Annotated in this window: 22 protein-coding genes and 1 pseudogene; 14 read left to right on the forward strand and 9 right to left on the reverse strand. The window is 66.0% G+C overall.

The features are described 5' to 3' along the window. Positions 1-75: 75 nt before the first annotated feature. Positions 76-318: a DUF6566 family protein gene (locus tag WS66_RS29880; protein WP_059602453.1), complete on the forward strand. Its 243-nt coding sequence runs from the start codon at positions 76-78 to the stop codon at positions 316-318. A gap of 118 nt (positions 319-436) precedes the next feature. Here the strand turns inward: WS66_RS29880 and WS66_RS29885 are convergent, their stop codons facing one another. After that, positions 437-1,111, reverse strand: a complete 675-nt coding sequence (locus WS66_RS29885) for an HAD family hydrolase (RefSeq protein ID WP_044843419.1) — start codon at positions 1,109-1,111, stop codon at positions 437-439. Positions 1,112-1,313: 202 nt separating this feature from the next. Here WS66_RS29885 and WS66_RS29890 point away from each other — a divergent pair, with 202 nt between their 5' ends. Next, positions 1,314-2,498 carry a sugar transporter gene (locus WS66_RS29890; protein ID WP_059602456.1) on the forward strand — a complete coding sequence of 395 codons (1,185 nt, stop codon included), beginning with the start codon at positions 1,314-1,316 and terminating at the stop codon, positions 2,496-2,498. A 236-nt stretch (positions 2,499-2,734) separates the two neighbouring features. On the opposite strand, the gene WS66_RS33875 is transcribed toward WS66_RS29890, so the two are convergent. After that, positions 2,735-3,007, reverse strand: a complete 273-nt coding sequence (locus WS66_RS33875; protein ID WP_159086602.1) for a hypothetical protein — start codon at positions 3,005-3,007, stop codon at positions 2,735-2,737. 25 nt (positions 3,008-3,032) lie between these two features. On the opposite strand from WS66_RS33875, the gene WS66_RS29895 reads away from it, so the two are divergent. The 8 genes from WS66_RS29895 (at position 3,033) to WS66_RS29930 (ending at position 9,844) form a co-directional block, all read left to right on the forward strand. Further along, positions 3,033-4,169, forward strand: coding sequence for a muconate/chloromuconate family cycloisomerase (locus WS66_RS29895; protein ID WP_059602459.1), 1,137 nt, complete (start codon positions 3,033-3,035; stop codon positions 4,167-4,169). Positions 4,170-4,234: 65 nt separating this feature from the next. After that, positions 4,235-4,525 (forward strand): muconolactone Delta-isomerase, encoded by a 291-nt coding sequence (gene catC, locus WS66_RS29900; protein ID WP_059602461.1) that lies wholly within the window; start codon positions 4,235-4,237, stop codon positions 4,523-4,525. 73 nt (positions 4,526-4,598) lie between these two features. After that, on the forward strand, positions 4,599-5,534 hold the full coding sequence (catA, locus tag WS66_RS29905) for a catechol 1,2-dioxygenase (protein ID WP_059602464.1): 936 nt from the start codon (positions 4,599-4,601) through the stop codon (positions 5,532-5,534). Positions 5,535-5,650: 116 nt separating this feature from the next. Next, positions 5,651-7,009, forward strand: coding sequence for a Rieske 2Fe-2S domain-containing protein (locus tag WS66_RS29910; RefSeq protein ID WP_059602466.1), 1,359 nt, complete (start codon positions 5,651-5,653; stop codon positions 7,007-7,009). Then, positions 7,006-7,494, forward strand: a complete 489-nt coding sequence (gene benB, locus WS66_RS29915; RefSeq protein WP_059602469.1) for a benzoate 1,2-dioxygenase small subunit — start codon at positions 7,006-7,008, stop codon at positions 7,492-7,494. The genes WS66_RS29910 and benB overlap by 4 nt, the downstream gene beginning before the upstream one ends. A gap of 39 nt (positions 7,495-7,533) precedes the next feature. Beyond that, complete coding sequence (gene benC / locus WS66_RS29920; RefSeq protein ID WP_059602473.1) at positions 7,534-8,556, forward strand: benzoate 1,2-dioxygenase electron transfer component BenC; 1,023 nt, start codon at positions 7,534-7,536, stop codon at positions 8,554-8,556. Next, positions 8,553-9,329, forward strand: coding sequence for a benzoate diol dehydrogenase BenD (gene benD, locus WS66_RS29925; RefSeq protein WP_059602478.1), 777 nt, complete (start codon positions 8,553-8,555; stop codon positions 9,327-9,329). Before benC ends, benD begins: the two co-directional genes overlap by 4 nt. 116 nt (positions 9,330-9,445) lie before the next feature. Next, complete coding sequence (locus WS66_RS29930; RefSeq protein ID WP_059602885.1) at positions 9,446-9,844, forward strand: RidA family protein; 399 nt, start codon at positions 9,446-9,448, stop codon at positions 9,842-9,844. Between the two features lie 76 nt (positions 9,845-9,920). Here WS66_RS29930 and WS66_RS34540 read toward each other — a convergent pair. The 4 genes and pseudogenes from WS66_RS34540 to WS66_RS29950 form a co-directional block, all read right to left on the reverse strand. Further along, positions 9,921-10,127 (reverse strand): annotated as a pseudogene (locus tag WS66_RS34540) (cytochrome c); the annotation flags it as partial. A gap of 324 nt (positions 10,128-10,451) precedes the next feature. Beyond that, positions 10,452-11,006, reverse strand: coding sequence for a GNAT family N-acetyltransferase (locus WS66_RS29940; RefSeq protein WP_236873004.1), 555 nt, complete (start codon positions 11,004-11,006; stop codon positions 10,452-10,454). 197 nt (positions 11,007-11,203) lie between these two features. Beyond that, the gene (locus tag WS66_RS29945) at positions 11,204-11,425 is read right to left on the reverse strand and encodes a hypothetical protein (protein ID WP_059602484.1); all 222 of its coding nucleotides are present in this window, start codon (positions 11,423-11,425) and stop codon (positions 11,204-11,206) included. Positions 11,426-11,490: 65 nt separating this feature from the next. Further along, entirely contained in the window at positions 11,491-11,754 is a 264-nt protein-coding gene (locus tag WS66_RS29950) for an HPr family phosphocarrier protein (RefSeq protein ID WP_059602889.1), read from the reverse strand. 367 nt (positions 11,755-12,121) lie between these two features. On the opposite strand from WS66_RS29950, the gene WS66_RS29955 reads away from it, so the two are divergent. Together WS66_RS29955 and WS66_RS29960 are read left to right on the forward strand one after the other, a co-directional pair. Next, entirely contained in the window at positions 12,122-12,466 is a 345-nt protein-coding gene (locus tag WS66_RS29955; RefSeq protein WP_006752903.1) for a zinc ribbon domain-containing protein YjdM, read from the forward strand. Positions 12,467-12,512: 46 nt separating this feature from the next. Continuing rightward, complete coding sequence (locus WS66_RS29960) at positions 12,513-13,349, forward strand: hypothetical protein (protein ID WP_059602487.1); 837 nt, start codon at positions 12,513-12,515, stop codon at positions 13,347-13,349. Positions 13,350-13,372: 23 nt separating this feature from the next. On the opposite strand, the gene WS66_RS29965 is transcribed toward WS66_RS29960, so the two are convergent. Further along, on the reverse strand, positions 13,373-13,570 hold the full coding sequence (locus WS66_RS29965; protein WP_059602491.1) for a ribbon-helix-helix protein, CopG family: 198 nt from the start codon (positions 13,568-13,570) through the stop codon (positions 13,373-13,375). Between the two features lie 343 nt (positions 13,571-13,913). Here WS66_RS29965 and WS66_RS29970 point away from each other — a divergent pair, with 343 nt between their 5' ends. Both WS66_RS29970 and WS66_RS29975 read left to right on the forward strand, forming a co-directional pair. After that, a complete protein-coding gene (locus WS66_RS29970; RefSeq protein ID WP_059602495.1) occupies positions 13,914-14,264 on the forward strand; it encodes a hypothetical protein in 351 nt (116 codons plus the stop codon). After that, entirely contained in the window at positions 14,261-14,473 is a 213-nt protein-coding gene (locus tag WS66_RS29975; protein ID WP_059511443.1) for a DUF2909 domain-containing protein, read from the forward strand. Before WS66_RS29970 ends, WS66_RS29975 begins: the two co-directional genes overlap by 4 nt. Positions 14,474-14,551: 78 nt before the next feature. On the opposite strand, the gene WS66_RS29980 is transcribed toward WS66_RS29975, so the two are convergent. After that, positions 14,552-15,061 (reverse strand): NADH-quinone oxidoreductase subunit B family protein, encoded by a 510-nt coding sequence (locus WS66_RS29980; protein WP_059602499.1) that lies wholly within the window; start codon positions 15,059-15,061, stop codon positions 14,552-14,554. Beyond that, on the reverse strand, positions 15,061-16,623 hold the full coding sequence (locus tag WS66_RS29985; protein ID WP_059602502.1) for a hydrogenase large subunit: 1,563 nt from the start codon (positions 16,621-16,623) through the stop codon (positions 15,061-15,063). The genes WS66_RS29980 and WS66_RS29985 overlap by 1 nt, the downstream gene beginning before the upstream one ends. Between the last annotated feature and the right edge of the window lie 3 nt (positions 16,624-16,626).

The following is a 16,626-nucleotide window of genomic DNA, read 5'->3' on the forward strand; positions in this document are numbered from 1 at the left end:
GGCCGACGGCGCGCGCGGCGATCATGCGGCGTGCATTTTTTGCATCGCCATCGCAGATAAGCAGAGGGGGCCAGCATGCAGCATCAACAGGACGCACAGGTGCGCGACCCGTATCGCGGCCACGAGATTCGCGTCTGGGCGCGGCGCAACGCGCGCGGCGCGTGGGATGACGAAGTGCAGGTGTATGTCGACGGCGCGCGCATCGAGCTCAGCGTGCCGGAGCCGGCCGGCCCGGATTGGAAAACCGAAGACGAGGCGCTGCGCGCCGGTGTCGAGCGCGGGCGTTATCTGGTCGACAAGCGCGTCGATGACGATTGACCCGACCCGACCCGACCCGACCCGACCGGCGCGGCCGGAAGCTTGCACGCGGGGCGACAAACCGACGAAGGTGACGCCGGAGAGCCGGACGCCGCGGGTCAGGCGGGCGAGTCAGGCATCACGGCCGCGCCGCGATCTCGTCGAGGTGCCACAGCAAATCCGCCGGATCGTCATACACGCGCAGCGCGCCCGCGCGTTCCAGCTCGTCGCTGCCGTAACCGCCGGACAGCAACCCGACGCCCAGCGCGCGGCAGCGGCTCGCGGCGAGCATGTCCCAGATGCTGTCGCCAACCACCACCGTATGCTCGATCGGCACGTTCAGCTTCGCGGCGGCCGTCAGGAACAGATCGGGATCCGGCTTCGCATACTTGACCTGATCGCGCGTGACGACCACGTTCTTCGCCGGATCGACGCCGAGCGCCTCGAGGTTGATGGCCGCCGTTTCCATCCGTCCGCTGGTCGCGATCGCCCAGCGGATGCCCGCGTTCGACAGCGCGGCCAGCAGCTCGCGCGCGCCCGGCAGCGGCCGGACCTGCGCGCGCAGCCGCTGGTACGCGGCCGCGTGCAGCCGCGCGAGCCGTTCGACGCGCTCGGCGTCGATGTCGCCGGCCGTCTCGCGCAGCAGCTGATTCAGGAACAGGCCGCCGCTCATCCCGATCTTGCGGTGGATGCGCCACACCGACAGCTCGATGCCCTCGGCATCGAGCGCTTCCTTCCACGCGAGCACGTGCTGGTAGACGCTGTCGACGAGCGTGCCGTCGAGATCGAACAGAAACGACGTTTCAATGCGCATGTTGAATCTCCTGGCCCGATGAGGTTCGGGCGAATCGTCCGCGAAAAGTCCTTCGACGCATTATCGGCGCGCGGCCGTGTCATCGCCATGTCCCGGCGCCGCGGACGGCAGCGGCGTGTCGTTTGCCGCTGGTACAATCGCGCCGATGCGCCGGGCCGGCTGCCCGCGCCGCACGCGCCCCCAACCCTCGTCGAATTCCCGTATGGCACCTCCGGACGCCGTCAGTTCCGAACAGTCGTGGTGGGGCGTCCTGGCCCTGGCACTCACTGCCTTCATCTTCAACACCACCGAATTCGTGCCCGTCGCGCTGCTGAGCGCGATCGGCGACAGCCTGCGGATGCAGCCGACCGACGTCGGCCTGATGCTGACGATCTACGCGTGGGCCGTCGCGGTCGTGTCGCTGCCGCTGACGTTCGTCACGCGCCATGTCGAACGTCGCAAGCTGCTGAGCTGCGCGCTGCTGGTGTTCATCGGCAGCCATGTCGTCACCGGCGTCGCGTGGAATTTCACGGTGCTGATGATCGGCCGGCTCGGCATCGCGTGCGCGCATGCGGTGTTCTGGTCGATTTCCGTCCCGCTGGCCGTGCGGCTCGCGCCGAGCGACCGGAAAAGCCGCGCGTTGAGCCTGCTCGCGATGGGCACGGCGATCGCGATGGTCGCCGGGATTCCGCTCGGGCGCGTGATCGGCGAGGCGCTCGGCTGGCGCGTGACGTTCCTCGTGATCGGCGGCGCGGCGGCCGTCGCGCTGCTGATGCTGCGCGCGACGCTGCCGACGCTGCCGAGCCAGGGCGCCGGATCGCTGTCCAGCATCGGCATGTTTCTCAGGAAGCCGGCGCTGGTATCGCTGTACGCGATCACCGTGCTGGTCGTGTCCGCGCATTTCACGTCGTACACGTACATCGAGCCGTTCGTGCAGAGCGTCAATCACGCGAGCAACAGCCGGATTACCTACGTGCTGATCCTGTTCGGCGTCGCCGGCATGCCGGCCGCGGTCTGTTTCAACCGCGTGTTTCCGGAGCGGCCTGCCGATTTCCTGCTCGCGTCGATCATCGCGCTGTCGGCGTGCCTGCTGATCCTGTTCCCGAGCGCGCTGAACATCGTCACGCTGTCGGTTCACACGCTGGTGTGGGGCGGCGCGATCGTCTGCTTCGGGCTCGCGATGCAGGCCTGGGTGCTGAAGCTCGCGCCCGAGGCGACCGATCTCGCGGTGTCGATCTTTTCCGGGCTGTACAACGTCGGCATCGGTGCCGGCGCGCTGCTTGGCAACCATATCGCCGGGGATTTCGGCCTGCCGTGGATCGGCACGTTCGGCGGGGTGGTCGGAATCTTCTCCGCCGGGATCGCGTGGGCCGCGTTGCGGCTGCATGAGCGGCCGGCGGTGGCGTAGTCCGCCGTCGGTGCCATCGCACTGCATGCCACATGCCACATGCCACATGCCATGCCGGGCGCGGCCTTTGCTCGAGGCTTTCTGGTCGCTCGCGTGGCTGCCGATCATCAGACATTGAAGACACTGTGGAAGCGCTTCAGGCGCCTATCGCCACCGCAATGATCCGGCCACGGGGACGTGGCCGCATCGCGGTGCCTTCGTGCGGAATACGGGCGGCGGGCCACACCGCATTCCCATCAGGAAAACCCTGATCCGCCCGCCCGGACCTCGATTTCCGTCGACGTCGCCAACCACCAGCCTGCCCGCATTTCACTGCTCGCCACGCGGTGCCCTGAAACCTGTCCCGCTCCTCCCAGCAAGCCTTCCAGCCACGCCAACCAGACAAAACGGGTATGGCGCGATGCAATATTTCCCGATCTGAAGCGCATTTCAATACCTGACAGGTATGAAAAAGCGAGGCCAAAAGTATTGGACGGTCCATTTCCCCGCCGCGTATAAATCCGTTCCATGAACTCCCCACACGCAGCGTGCCCCATGTCTCCTGTCACCATCGAACGCATTGAAACCCGCCTCGTCGACCTGCCGACGATCCGTCCGCACAAGCTGTCGGTCGCCACGATGCACGGCCAGACGCTGATGCTGGTGAAGGTGACCTGCAGCGACGGCGTGACGGGCACAGGCGAAGGCACGACGATTGCCGGGATGGCCTATGGCCCGGAAAGCCCGGAAGCGATGAAGCTCGCGATCGACGCATACCTCGCGCCGGCGATCATCGGCAAGGATGCGACGCGCATCCAGGCGCTGATGGCGTTCCTCGGCAAGCTCGCGAAGGTCAATCACTTCGCGAAGAGCGCGCTCGAAACCGCGCTGCTCGACGCGCACGGCAAGCGCCTCGGCGTGCCGGTCAGCGAGCTGCTCGGCGGCCGCCGGCGCGATCGCCTGCCGGTCGCGTGGACGCTCGCATCGGGCAACACGGCGACCGATATCGCCGAAGCCGAGCGGATGCTCGACCTGCGCCGCCACAACGTGTTCAAGCTGAAGATCGGCGCGAAGGCGCTCGACGCGGACATCCGCCACGTGGCCGAGATCAAGCGGGCGGTCGGCGAGCGCGCATCGGTGCGCGTCGACGTGAACATGGCGTGGAGCGAAACGCAGGCCGCGCGCGCGATTCCGGCGCTCGCCGATGCCGGCTGCGAACTGGTCGAGCAGCCGGTTGCGTCGGCCGCGGCGCTCGCACGGCTGATGCGCCGCTTCCCGGTCGCGCTGATGGCCGACGAAATCCTGCAGGGCCCGGACAGCGCATTCGAGATCGCGAAGCATCACGGCGCGGACGTGTTCGCGATCAAGATCGAGCAGAGCGGTGGCCTCTTCGCGGCGCAGCGCGTCGCGGCGATCGCGGATGCGGCCGGCATCGAGCTGTACGGCGGCACGATGCTCGAAGGCGCGTTCAGCACGGTCGCGTCCGCGCATCTGTTCGCGAGCTTCGCGAACCTGCAGTGGGGCACCGAACTGTTCGGACCGCTACTGATTACCGAAGAGATTCTCACGACCCCGCTCGACTACAGCGATTTCGAACTGACCGTGCCGAGCGGCCCGGGCCTCGGCATCGAGCTCGACGAAGCGAAGGTCGCGCGCTTCACCCGCGACGGGCTGACGAAAGTCTCCCGCTGAATCGCGATCACGCGCGACAACCCGCGACAACCCGCGATAACACGATCACGCACAAGGACATCTCGATGCTTTTCCACGTACGCATGGACGTCAACCTCCCGGCCGACATGCCGGCCGGCGTGGCCGACGAGATCAAGACCCGCGAGAAGGCCTATTCGCAGGACCTGCAGCGCAGCGGCAAGTGGCGCCACATCTGGCGCATCGCCGGTGAATACGCGAATTACAGCGTGTTCGACGTGTCCGGCAACGCCGAGCTGCACGAGATCCTGACCGGCCTGCCGCTGTTCCCGTACATGAAGATTTCGGTGACGCCGTTGTGTCGCCACCCGTCGTCGATACACGACGGCGACGTTTGAACCACGGGGCCGCCTCTTCCGCAACGGCGGGCACCGGGTCACCTTTCCCCAAAATACACGTGGAGACACCATCATGAGCGTCAAAGTATTCGAAACCAAGGAAGTGCAGGATCTGCTGAAGGCCGCGTCGAACGCGGGCGCCAATGGCGGCAACGCGCGCACGCAGCAGGTCGTGCTGCGGCTGCTCGGCGACCTGTTCAAGGCGATCGACGACCTCGATATTACGCCGGACGAAGTGTGGGCCGGTGTGAACTACCTGAACAAGCTCGGCCAGGACGGCGAGGCGGCGCTGCTCGCGGCCGGTCTCGGCCTCGAGAAGTATCTCGACATCCGGATGGACGCGGAGGACGAGGCGATCGGACTCGACGGCGGCACGCCGCGCACGATCGAAGGCCCGCTGTATGTCGGTGGCGCGCCGGTGCGCGACGGCGTCGCGAAGATCGACCTCGATGCGGATGAAGGCGCGGGCCCGCTGGTGATCCACGGCACGGTCACGGGGGGCGACGGCAAGCCGGTGGCCGGCGCGCTGGTCGAGTGCTGGCACGCGAACTCGCACGGCTTCTACTCGCATTTCGACCCGACCGGCGCACAGAGCGATTTCAACCTGCGCGGCGCGGTGAAGACGGGCGCGGATGGCAAGTACGAATTCCGCACGCTGATGCCGGTCGGCTACGGCTGCCCGCCGCAGGGCGCGACGCAGCAGCTGCTCGACCGCCTCGGCCGTCACGGCAACCGCCCGGCGCACGTGCACTTCTTCGTGACCAGCGACGGCCACCGCAAGTTGACGACGCAGTTCAACATCGACGGCGACCCGCTGATCTGGGACGACTTCGCGTATGCGACGCGCGAGGAGCTGATTCCGCCCGTCACCAGCAAGACCGGCGGCGCCGCGCTCGGGCTGAAGGCCGACGCATATCAGGACATCGAGTTCAACTTCGTCCTGACGCCACGCGTCGAGGGCAAGGACAACCAGATCGTCGAACGCCTGCGCGCTTCCGCCACGGCATAACCGCCCGACGGCACGGCGGCGCGCCTGCGCCGCCGCCGGCCGGGTCCCCGCGAGATTCAATCGATACCGATGCGAGCGTGCTTGCAGGACCCGGCACGCACACAGGAGGAACCAACATGTCCGCCACGATCGACCACACCACCGAACTGGACCACCTGCTCGCCACAGCCGTGCAGGACGACAAGGAAGCCGGCATCTTCCGCTGCCGCCGCGACATCTTCACGAACGAGGCGCTGTACGAGCTCGAGATGAAGCACATCTTCGAGGGCAACTGGGTGTACCTCGCGCACGAGAGCCAGATCCCGAACAACAACGATTACTACACGACGTGGATCGGCCGCCAGCCGGTCGTCATCACGCGCGACAAGACCGGCGAGCTGCACGCGGTGATCAATGCGTGCGCGCACAAGGGCGCGATGCTGTGCCGCCGCAAGCACGGCAACAAGGGCAGCTTCACGTGCCCGTTCCACGGCTGGACCTTCTCGAACACCGGCAAGCTGCTGAAGGTGAAGGACGAGAAGACGACCGAGTATCCGGTGCAGTTCAACACGCACGGCTCGCACGACCTGAAGAAGGTCGCGCGATTCCAGAATTACCGCGGCTTCCTGTTCGGCAGCCTGAGCGACGACGTGCTGCCGCTCGAGGAGTACCTCGGCGAGGCGCGCGTGATCATCGACCAGATCGTCGACCAGGCGCCGAACGGGCTCGAAGTGCTGCGCGGCAACTCGTCCTACATCTACGAAGGCAACTGGAAGATGCAGATGGAGAACGGCTGCGACGGCTATCACGTGAGCACCGTGCACTGGAACTACGCGGCGACGATGGGCCGCCGCAAGGAAGACGGCACCAAGGCCGTCGACGCGAACAGCTGGAGCAAGTCGGTCGCGGGCGTGTACGGCTTCGACAACGGCCACATCCTGTTGTGGACCAAGACGATGAACCCCGAAGTGCGGCCCGTGTACCAGCACCGCGACGAGATCAAGGCGCGCGTCGGCGATGTGCAGGCCGACTTCATCGTGAACCAGACGCGCAACCTGTGCGTGTACCCGAACGTGTTCCTGATGGACCAGTTCAGCACGCAGATCCGCGTGGTGCGCCCGCTCGGCGTCGACAAGACCGAAGTCAGCATCTTCTGTTTCGCGCCGAAGGGCGAGAGCGAAGCCGACCGCACGACGCGCATCCGCCAGTACGAGGACTTCTTCAACGTGACCGGAATGGGCACGGCCGACGACCTCGAGGAGTTCCGTGCATGCCAGGCCGGCTATGCGGGCATCACGGCGATGTGGAACGACCTGTCGCGCGGCGCGCCGCTATGGATCGACGGGCCGGACGAGAACGCGAAAAGGATGGGGTTGAACCCGCGCATCTCGGGCGAGCGCAGCGAGGACGAAGGGCTGTTCGTGTGCCAGCACGAACACTGGGTGCACGTGATGCGCGATGCACTGAAGAAGGAACGCGGGGAGGTGGAAGCATGAACATCGATTACCGGACCATCTGCGCGGCGCTGTATCGCGAAGCGCGCCTGCTCGACGACCGCGAGTGGGACGAGTGGCTGACCTGCTACACGGAAGACGTCACGTACTGGATGCCCGCGTGGGACGACGACGACCGGCCGACCGACGATCCGCACAGCCAGATCTCGCTGATGTATTACGCGGATCGCGGCGGCCTCGAGGATCGCGTGTTCCGGATCAAGACCGAGCGCAGCGGCGCGTCGACGCCCGAGCCGCGCACCAGCCATAACGTGACGAACGTCGAGGTGCTGGCCGAGCGCGACGGCGAGGTGGACGTGCGCTACAACTTCCACACGCTGAACCACCGCTACCGCGTGACCGATCACTTCTTCGGCACGATGTTCGTTACGTTGCGCCGCTCGGGCGACGCATGGCTGATCTCGAACAAGAAGATCGTGCTGAAGAACGACTACATCAGGCAGGTGCTCGACGTGTATCACGTCTGACGCCGATCGATTCGACAAGTAACACCGGGAGACGATGTCATGTCCACCTACAAGATTGCACTGAACTTCGAGGACGGGGTCACCCGCTTCATCGACTGCAAGGCCGGCGAGAAGGTGCTCGACGCCGCGTTCCGAGCGAAGATCAACCTGCCGATGGACTGTTCTGACGGCGTGTGCGGCACCTGCAAGTGCCGCGCGGAGAGCGGCAGCTACGATCTCGGCGACGATTACATCGACGACGCGCTCACCGAGGATGAAAAGGACGGCGGTCTCGTCCTGACGTGCCAGATGGTGCCGCAAAGCGATTGTGTGATCGCGGTGCCGAGCTCGTCGATCGCCTGCAAGACCGGCCACAGCGCGTTCGCCGCGACCGTGACGAAGGTCGAGCCGCACAACGATGCGGCGATCGTGCTCGAACTCGACGTCGATGCGGCCGCGCCGGTGTTCCTGCCCGGCCAGTACGTGAATATCGGCGTGCCGGGCAGCGGCCAGCACCGGTCGTATTCGTTCTCGTCCGCGCCGGGCGACACGAAGGTCGGATTCCTGATCAAGAAGATTCCCGGCGGCGTGATGAGCACGTGGCTCGAATCGGCCAGACCCGGCGATACGCTCGAACTGAACGGGCCGCTCGGCAGCTTCTACCTGCGCGATGCGGCGCGGCCGCTGCTGTTCCTCGCGGGCGGCACGGGCCTCGCGCCGTTCCTGTCGATGCTCGAGGTGCTCGCGCGCAGCGGATCGCGGCAGAAGGTGCACCTGATCTACGGCGTAACGCGCGATCTCGACCTGGTGCTGGTCGACGCGATAGAAGCGTATGTGGCGAAGCTGCCGAACTTCAGCTTCTCGACCGTCGTTGCCGATGCGGCGTCGAGCCATCCGCGCAAGGGCTGGGTCACGCAGCACATTCCGGCCGGTGCGCTGAACGACGGCGACGTGGACGTCTACCTGTGCGGGCCGCCGCCGATGGTCGACGCGGTGCGCCAGTACTTCGACGACGCAGGCGTGAAGCCCAACAGCTTCCACTACGAGAAGTTCACCCCGAACGTGACGGCAAAGGCGGCATGACCATGCAACGATTCTCTGGAAAGGTCGTTGTCGTCACTGGTGCGGCGCAGGGCATCGGCCGCGGCGTCGCGCTGCGCGCGGCGGCCGAGGGCGGTCGCGTGCTGTTCGTCGATCGCGCGGATTTCGTGGCGGAGGTGGCCGCCGAGGCGCCGGGCGGCAACACGGCCGGATTCGTCGCGGATCTCGAGACCTACGATGGCGCGCGCGCGGCGATGGCGTGCGCGGTCGCGACGTTCGGCCGGATCGACGTGCTGATCAACGGCGTCGGCGGCGCGATCCGGATGCGGCCGTTCGCCGAGTTCGAGCCCGAGCAGATCGACGCGGAAATCCGCCGCTCGCTGATGCCGACGCTCTACAGTTGCCACGCGGTGCTGCCGCACTTGCTGGCCGGGGGCGGCGGCACGATCGTCAACGTGTCGTCGAACGCGACGCGCGGCATTCGCCGCGTGCCGTATTCGGCCGCGAAAGGTGGCGTCAATGCGCTGACGGCGGCGCTCGCGATGGAATACGCGGAGCAAGGCATCCGCGTGGTCGCGACCGCGCCGGGCGGTACCACGGCGCCGCCGCGCCGCGTGCCGCGTAATGCGGCCGGCGACAATGCGCAGGAACAGGCGTGGATGGCCGAAGCGGTGCGGCAGGTGACCGATTCGACGTTCTTCAAGCGTTACGGCACGCTCGATGAACAGATCGCGCCGATCCTGTTCCTCGCGTCGGACGAAGCGAGTTACATCACCGGCACGGTGCTGCCGGTCGCGGGCGGCGATACGGGTTGAGCGGCCGGGTTGCCTGTTCGCCCGCTGCTTCAGCGAGGCGCGCGCCGCGGTCAGGCGTGCGCGGGATGACCATCGAACAACCGGCCGACGTGGAACGTCCGGCCACGGAGACACTCATGCGCGAACGCGAAGCGATCATCCCCGCGGGAATGGAAGCCGTGTACGAAAAAATCGGTTATGCGCCGGCGATCAAGGCGGGCGATACCGTGTACGTATCCGGCCAGATCGGCCGCGACGCGGCGATGCAACTGGTGGAAGAACGCGAGGCGCAGATCGTGCAGGCGTTCGAGAATCTCAGGCTGGTACTCGAGGCGGCCGGCGCATCGCTCGACGACGTGGTCGACCTGACGACCTTTCATACCGACATGCGCGACCTGCCGCTGTTCATGGCGGTGCGCGACCGCTATCTCCATGCGCATCCGCGGCCGGCGTGGACCGCGGTCGGCGCGCACATGCTCGGCGGGGCGCCCGGTTATATCGTCGAAATCAAGGCGGTTGCCGTGCTGCGGGGATAGTCGCTGCCGCTGCTGGTGAGACGACACGATTCCACCGCTTGCCGCACGCATCGGATGCAGACGTGCGGCCCGTCCACCGCCGGATCGCCGCTCGCAACCGCCTCACGTCCTGTTCTGACACCGGTGCGGCGTGATTTCCCCACGCGCCGCGCACATAGCGGATCACGGCGGCGATCCCGCTGCTCGTCAGCGCGCCGCACATCGCCGGCATCTGCTGCACGGGGCCGTGCGTGTCGGGCGCCGGCCACGCGCCTTCGACGACGATCCGGATCGCGCTGGCATGACCGGCGATGAACGCCGCAATCCGGCGGTCGAGACCTGGACGTGCGATCTCACAAGTGCAACTAACGGTCAATCGCGGTCCCGCCCCCGACACGGATACGCACGCGACGCGGCAACGCGGTATCGCCCGACGCTGATGCAGAAACTGCGCTTGCAGGGGGGCGGCCGGATCCCGTACCGCGTCATTCCGGACACATCAACGATGCACGCACCGGTTTTCACGCTCGGCGTCCCTGTTGCCGACGGCGTTCGCCGACCGCCGGCGCAGACGCAGACGGTCCACGCACCTTTGCCGCGACGAAGCGGCCGGTGCGCGACATCGCACTTACCGGCACGCGCGTGAAAACAGCAGCGAATCGGCGTCGTTGAAGCGAATCCGCACCGGATCGGCATACCCGGCCTTCTGCGCGACGCGGATCGACGCGATGTTGGTCGGTGCAATCAGGCACACGCTGCGCTCGAACCGGTGCTGCGCATCGAGCCAGCCGAGCGCATGCGACAACGCCTCGGTCGCATAGCCCTTGCCGTGCGCCCAGCTCGCGAGCGCCCAGCCGGCTTCCGGCACACCGCGAATCGACGGCTCGACCGCGCGATGGAAGTCGGCGAAGCCGAGATCGCCGACGTAGCGGCCCGACGACTTCTCGCGAATCGCCCAGTAGCCGTAGCCGAGCAGCGGCCACAGTCCGCGATACGCGAGCAGCCGCATCCACGAGTCACGCGGCGCCGACGGATTGCCGTTGAAGATGTGCGCGACGACGGTCGGCTCGGCCCACATCGCGGCGAGCGCGTCGAAGTCGCCGAGCGGGTGACCTTCGAGGATCAGGCGGGGGGTATCGAGAACCGGTGGGGACGTGACGGGCGGCAGGGCGCTGAGTGTCATCGGGCGTTCCATGAGGAAAGGAAGGCGGCGCAGTGCGCCGCGCTTGGGTCCCGTACGATACCGCGGAAACTGCGGCTCGGCCGCAAATCCCCGTCTGCGGCGGGGAATGCGGCCGCATCGTCCGGCTTGCCGTCGTCCGATGATTCCGGCACGGGCTGGCGACCGCGTGGCGGCATCGCGCCCGTGCCGGGCGGTTTCTACTTGCGGCTTTTCAGGAAGCTGCGCCCGTGCGCGGTGATCGACGCACCGGATCGGCCGTTCGCGGAATGGCTGACGAAGCCCGCGCCGACGAGTTCCTGCTCGACCGACCAGCCGAGCGCCGGCGCATCGCGGCCGTAGCGCACATCGGCGAGACGCTCGAGCGCCCAGATCGCGGAGGCCGACAGGTTGGGGGTGTGGGACGTGACGTTGTCGTTCATCGCTTCCTCGGGGAGTAGTGATTCAGGGTGAACGGCACGAGGCCGTGGGATCGGGCGACGCAGCGTCAGCCCGCCTGCAGCAGGGGCAGCAGCGCCTGGAGCGCGGCATCCTCGTCGGGGCCAGTGGCGAGCACCTGCGCGGACGTGCCGCCATGCATCTGTAGCGCCGCGATGGCCATCGCGTCCTTCGCGCTGCCGCTGAGCCCGTTGGCGAGCAGCAGGATGTCGCTTTCGAAGCGGTGTGCCGCCGCGACGATCGCGTCACACGACGCGATCGCACGCTTGCGGCTCCAGGCGGGGCCGATTTCAACGTAGACGACGGTTGCCACGATGCGGATCAACCTCGGGGAAAGTCGCCGGAACGGCGTGCAACGGCCGGCCGGCAGCACGGCGGGACCGCGCGGAGCGCGGTTTCCCGACGGGGCGCCGGGTGTTGTGTACCAGGCATCGGTGCATCATTCATCTCGAACATGTCGACATCCTCAGCGAAACCGCCGTCAAGTCCGGCGAATGATCGAAAGCTGACAATTATAATACAGCAACGTATTTATGTGTATTGCATTATAATGCCGTGTGCGCGACATGTTGCCCGGCCGATTTGTCGACGGGACAGTACGGCGCGCGGTCCGGCCACGTGCTTGCGTGTCCGGCATTTTTTTATCGATTGACGTGAACTCCCACCGAATGGAAGCTGCAATGAACGCCGCCCCCGCCTGCCCGCAATGCGCGATGGAAAACACCTACCCGGATGGCACGCTGACCGTGTGCGCGGACTGCGGCCATGAATGGTCGGCCGGAGCCGGCGCCGATGCGGGCGACGAACCGGCGGGCGACGTCGTCAAGGACGCGAATGGCAACGTGCTGTCGGACGGCGATTCGGTCGTGCTGATCAAGGACTTGCGCGTGAAGGGTTCGTCGATCACGCTGAAGATGGGCACCAAGGTCAAGAGCATCCGTCTCGTCGGCGGCGATCACGAAGTCGATTGCAAGACCGACATGGGCGGCTTCATGCTGAAGGCCTGCTACCTGAAGAAGGTATGACCGCACGCGGTACGAGCGATTCTCCGATCAACCGGGCCTGTCGAGCATGAGCGAGGATCGAATTTCCTATGACGCGTTCCTGCAGTTCCTGGCGGCGCCGATGAACGACGGCCGTCCGTTCGTGCTCGAGACGAAGCACGCGGTGTCGCTGCACTTCGACCACTTCGGCACGCAGAGCTTCATGTCGCTGAAGGATCCGGTCAGGCTCGAACTCGGCTATACGCGCGTGATGATGGGTTTCCTGCTGCTGCAGCCGGCGCCCGCGCGTATCTGCATGATCGGGCTCGGCGGTGGATCGCTGGCGAAGTACTGCTATCGGCACCTGCCCGACACGGCGATCGACGCTGTCGAGATCAATCCGGACGTGATCGCGCTGCGCGACGTGTTCAGGATTCCGCAAGACGACGCGCGCTTCGCGGTAGTCTGCGCGGACGGCGCAGACTACGTCGCGCGGCCGGACGTCCAGGCGGACGTGATCCTGCACGACGCGTTCGTCGCCGATGGCATGCCGGGCCGCTGCACGGGCACCGCGTTTCTCGACGCGTGCCGTGCGCGGCTGAGCGAAACGGGCGTGCTCGCGATCAACTTTATGGACGACGATCCCGCGTTGCCGCGGCATCTCGAGCAACTGCGTGCGGTGTTCGGCGATTCGTGCGCGCTGGTGCCGTGCGGCGACGACAACAACTTCATCGCGTTCGCGTGGAAGAACGGCAACCCGCTGCCGTCGCTGCGCATCCTGCTCGAGCGCGCGCTGGGATTCGGCTCGGCGGGTGCGCTCAAGCTCTCGTCCACCGCTCGGCGCATGAAGGAAGGGGAGTGCATCGATCCCGCGCGGCTCGTCTGGCGCGCGCGCGAACATCCACGATGGGAAATCTGCGCCTGACGGCGCGGCGGGTTCGACTGCGCTTACTTCAGCCCTTGCTTCACGCGCTTGCCGAGCGGGCTCTTGGTCTTGTACGTGACGCCGTGTTTGTCGAGATACTCGCGGATCAACTGACGCACGACTTGCGACGGTGTGAGGTCCTGCTCCGCGCAGAGCATTTCGAATGCTTCTTTTTTGGCGGGATCGATCAGGACGGTCAGGCGGGCGGTTTTCGTTTCCATCGGGATGGCAGGGGTGGTCGATATGTTAATCAAATTATAATCGATCCGCTTTCGGTGCCAAATGTGTCATGCACGGTTCGTGCACCGGCACACCCGGGAGCTTCGGGTTGCTCGAAGCATATCGAAAACATGATAATAAGATTATCATGCTCTGTTGGTTGTATTGGGCTTTAAGTACAATATCGATCGGGGCTGCCGGCTCCGGCTTGCCCGAGCGGCTCCGTCGTCCGCGCGGCCGGTGACCCGGCTGCTTCCGTTTCCACGCGGCGTGCGTGCACCGTCACGGCGGCGCTGCCTGGTCGTCTCTTCGCGTTTACTACACAGCCACTTCGCTATCCGCCTCATGACCCCGATCAAGTTCGTTCTCCGCTACACGGCGATTCCTTTCGTAGCCATCGTCGCTGTCGTGGTGTGGGCAGTCGCGCCGTCGTCGAAAGAGGTCGACGCGCGGCAATATGCGGCGCTGTCGCGCGGTTACGCGAGCTTTCCGCTACCGTTTCGACATGAAATCTCGGAAGCGATGGAGCAGGGCCGGATCAGCGACCGGCGTTACCAGACGCTCGTTCGCGATTCGCTGGGTAATGGTGTGGCGCTGGACTGGCCGGCGTCAGGTGTTGCCGACGTCGCTGCCGAGCGGCAAAGACTGGCCGAACTGCTGAAGGCCGATTCCGGCCTGGAGGAACATCAACAATGAAGATTGCGCTGGTTTCGGTGGCTTTCGTGATGATTATCGGAAGCCTGGTTTTCGCGCTGTATTTCATGAATCACGACCGGGGCGGCAGCAAGCGGATGGCGTGGTCGCTCGCGGCGCGGGTCGGGCTGTCGATCACGCTGTTCCTGTCGCTGCTGATCGCATACCGGCTCGGGTGGATCGAGCCGACGGGGCTGCCGATCGGGCGGTGATGCGCGGCATTCGCCCTCGCTGCCGCAGCAAACGAGGTATTGCCGACGAAAGGATTGCCACTGGCATCCGTTTCAGTATCAGCGTGATCGGCAAGCTGTCAAAATGCCGCGCAGCAGATCGATCGGCGGTGGCGGACATCCAGGAACGGTCACATCGACGGGCAGGACCGACGAAACGGGGCCGCATACGGCGTAGCTGTCGGCAAAAATGCCGCCCGTGCACGCGCACTCGCCGGCTGCGACGACCAGCTTCGGCGCCGGCGTCGCCTCGTACGCGGCAAGCACGGCTGCCTTCATGTTCAGCGTGACGGGGCCGGTCACGAGCAGCAGGTCCGCATGGCGCGGGCTGGCGACGAATTTGATCCCCAGCCCTTCGATGTTGTAATACGGGTTGTTCAGTGCGTGAATCTCCAGTTCGCAGCCGTTGCACGAACCCGCATCGATCTGCCGGATGCACAACGCGCGGCCGAGGAGGTCGAGAATGTCCTGACGAATCTGCTGCGCCTCGTGTCGCCAGGCGGCTTCGGCGGTCGGCACGGGCTCGTCGGGAAATTCAGTGCGCGCGAATTGACGGATGAGTTGCCACATCAGAGATCGTGCCCCGCGTAGTTCAGATTGAACGATTTGTTGATCAGCGGGAAATCGGGAACGATGTTGCCAATGATCGCGTGCTCGAGCGCCGGCCAGTTCTGCCATGACGGATCGTGGCAATGGCATCGCGCGATGGCATCGTCTGATGCCATCTCGAGCGCGACGAATACGTCGCCGCGCCAGCCCTCCACCCAGCCGATTCCCCGGGATGGCGCCGCCGCGGGCGTGACGCCGACGGCGATCGGCCCTTCCGGAAGATTCGCCAGCAGTGCGCCCATCAGACGCAGCGATTCGTCGATTTCGGCAAACCGCAGGGCGACCCGCGCGGCGACGTCGCCGCGCGGGTCGCTTGCCACCTTGATGGCCAGATCGCCGTAAGGGGCCGGCCGCAGGTTCGCGCGCACGTCGAATGTTTGGCCGCTGGCGCGGGCGGCCATGCCGCGCACGCCGAAATGCGCGACGACGTCGGCATTCAATCGGCCGGTGCCGAGAAACCGGTCTTGCAGCCCGGACTGCTCCTCGTAGATCTTCCGCATCACGTGTACTTCGCGCGCGATGCGTTCGCACTGTTCGGTGAGGGTCGCCGCGTCCTCGGGATGAATGTCGACGGCCAGCCCGCCCGGCACGATTCGATCCATCAGGTATCGATGCCCGAAGATTCCGCCGTTGGTCCGTACCCAGTTCTCCTTGAGTCGCGAGAACTGTGCGAGACCGAACGCGAATCCGGCGTCGTTGCCGAGCGCGCCGAGGTCGCCGAGGTGATTGGCGATGCGCTCGCGCTCGAGCAGGAGTGCGCGCAGAACCAGCGCACGCCCCGGCACGGCTGTGCCGCACGCCTGCTCGAGTGCCATGCAATAGGCCCACGAGAACGCAACGGTCGAATCGCCGGCGATCCGGCCCGCAACGCGATGGCCGTTCGACGCGGCCGTCCGTTCGAACAGCCGTTCGACGCCGCGATGCACATAGCCGAGCCGCTCCTCGAGCCGCAGCACCTTCTCGCCGACGACCGAAAACCGGAAATGGCCCGGCTCGATGATGCCGGCGTGAATCGGCCCGACGGCAATCTCGTGCACGCCTTCGCCGACAACCTGCACGAACGGGTAATCCGCTTCGTTCGATTCGAATCGCTCGATTCCGGTTGCACGCTTTTGCAGCGGAAAGTAGTTGCCGGGCCAGTTACCGTGATTGAGCCACGGGCGCGTGTCGCGCGTGTTGCGCTCGCGCAGGCCGGTCAGGTCGAAAATTGCGCGCTGCATGCGCGTTGCGGCGGGAAACACGCCCGCGAGATCGGGATAGTCGCCGTCGGCCCGCGGTTCCGGCCCTGTCGCGAGACGCACCCACAGGACGCCGTCGTCGCATTCGTAAGCCGCGTTGACTGAAAATTCGCGCTCGGGCGTTTCGGTGCCCCACATCGCAATGAGCCGGCTACGGTCCGTCCGCGCGGCATGCGCGATGTCGAGCCATCGCGCTTCGTCGACGTCAACCACGGTAGCCGGCACCTGGCCTGCTTCGTGCCCGAGGCGAGTCGAGCCGTCCGCCTGAATCAAGTCGAGTCGCATCGC

Source organism: Burkholderia sp. LA-2-3-30-S1-D2 (assembly GCF_001523915.2).
GTDB lineage: Bacteria > Pseudomonadota > Gammaproteobacteria > Burkholderiales > Burkholderiaceae > Burkholderia > Burkholderia diffusa.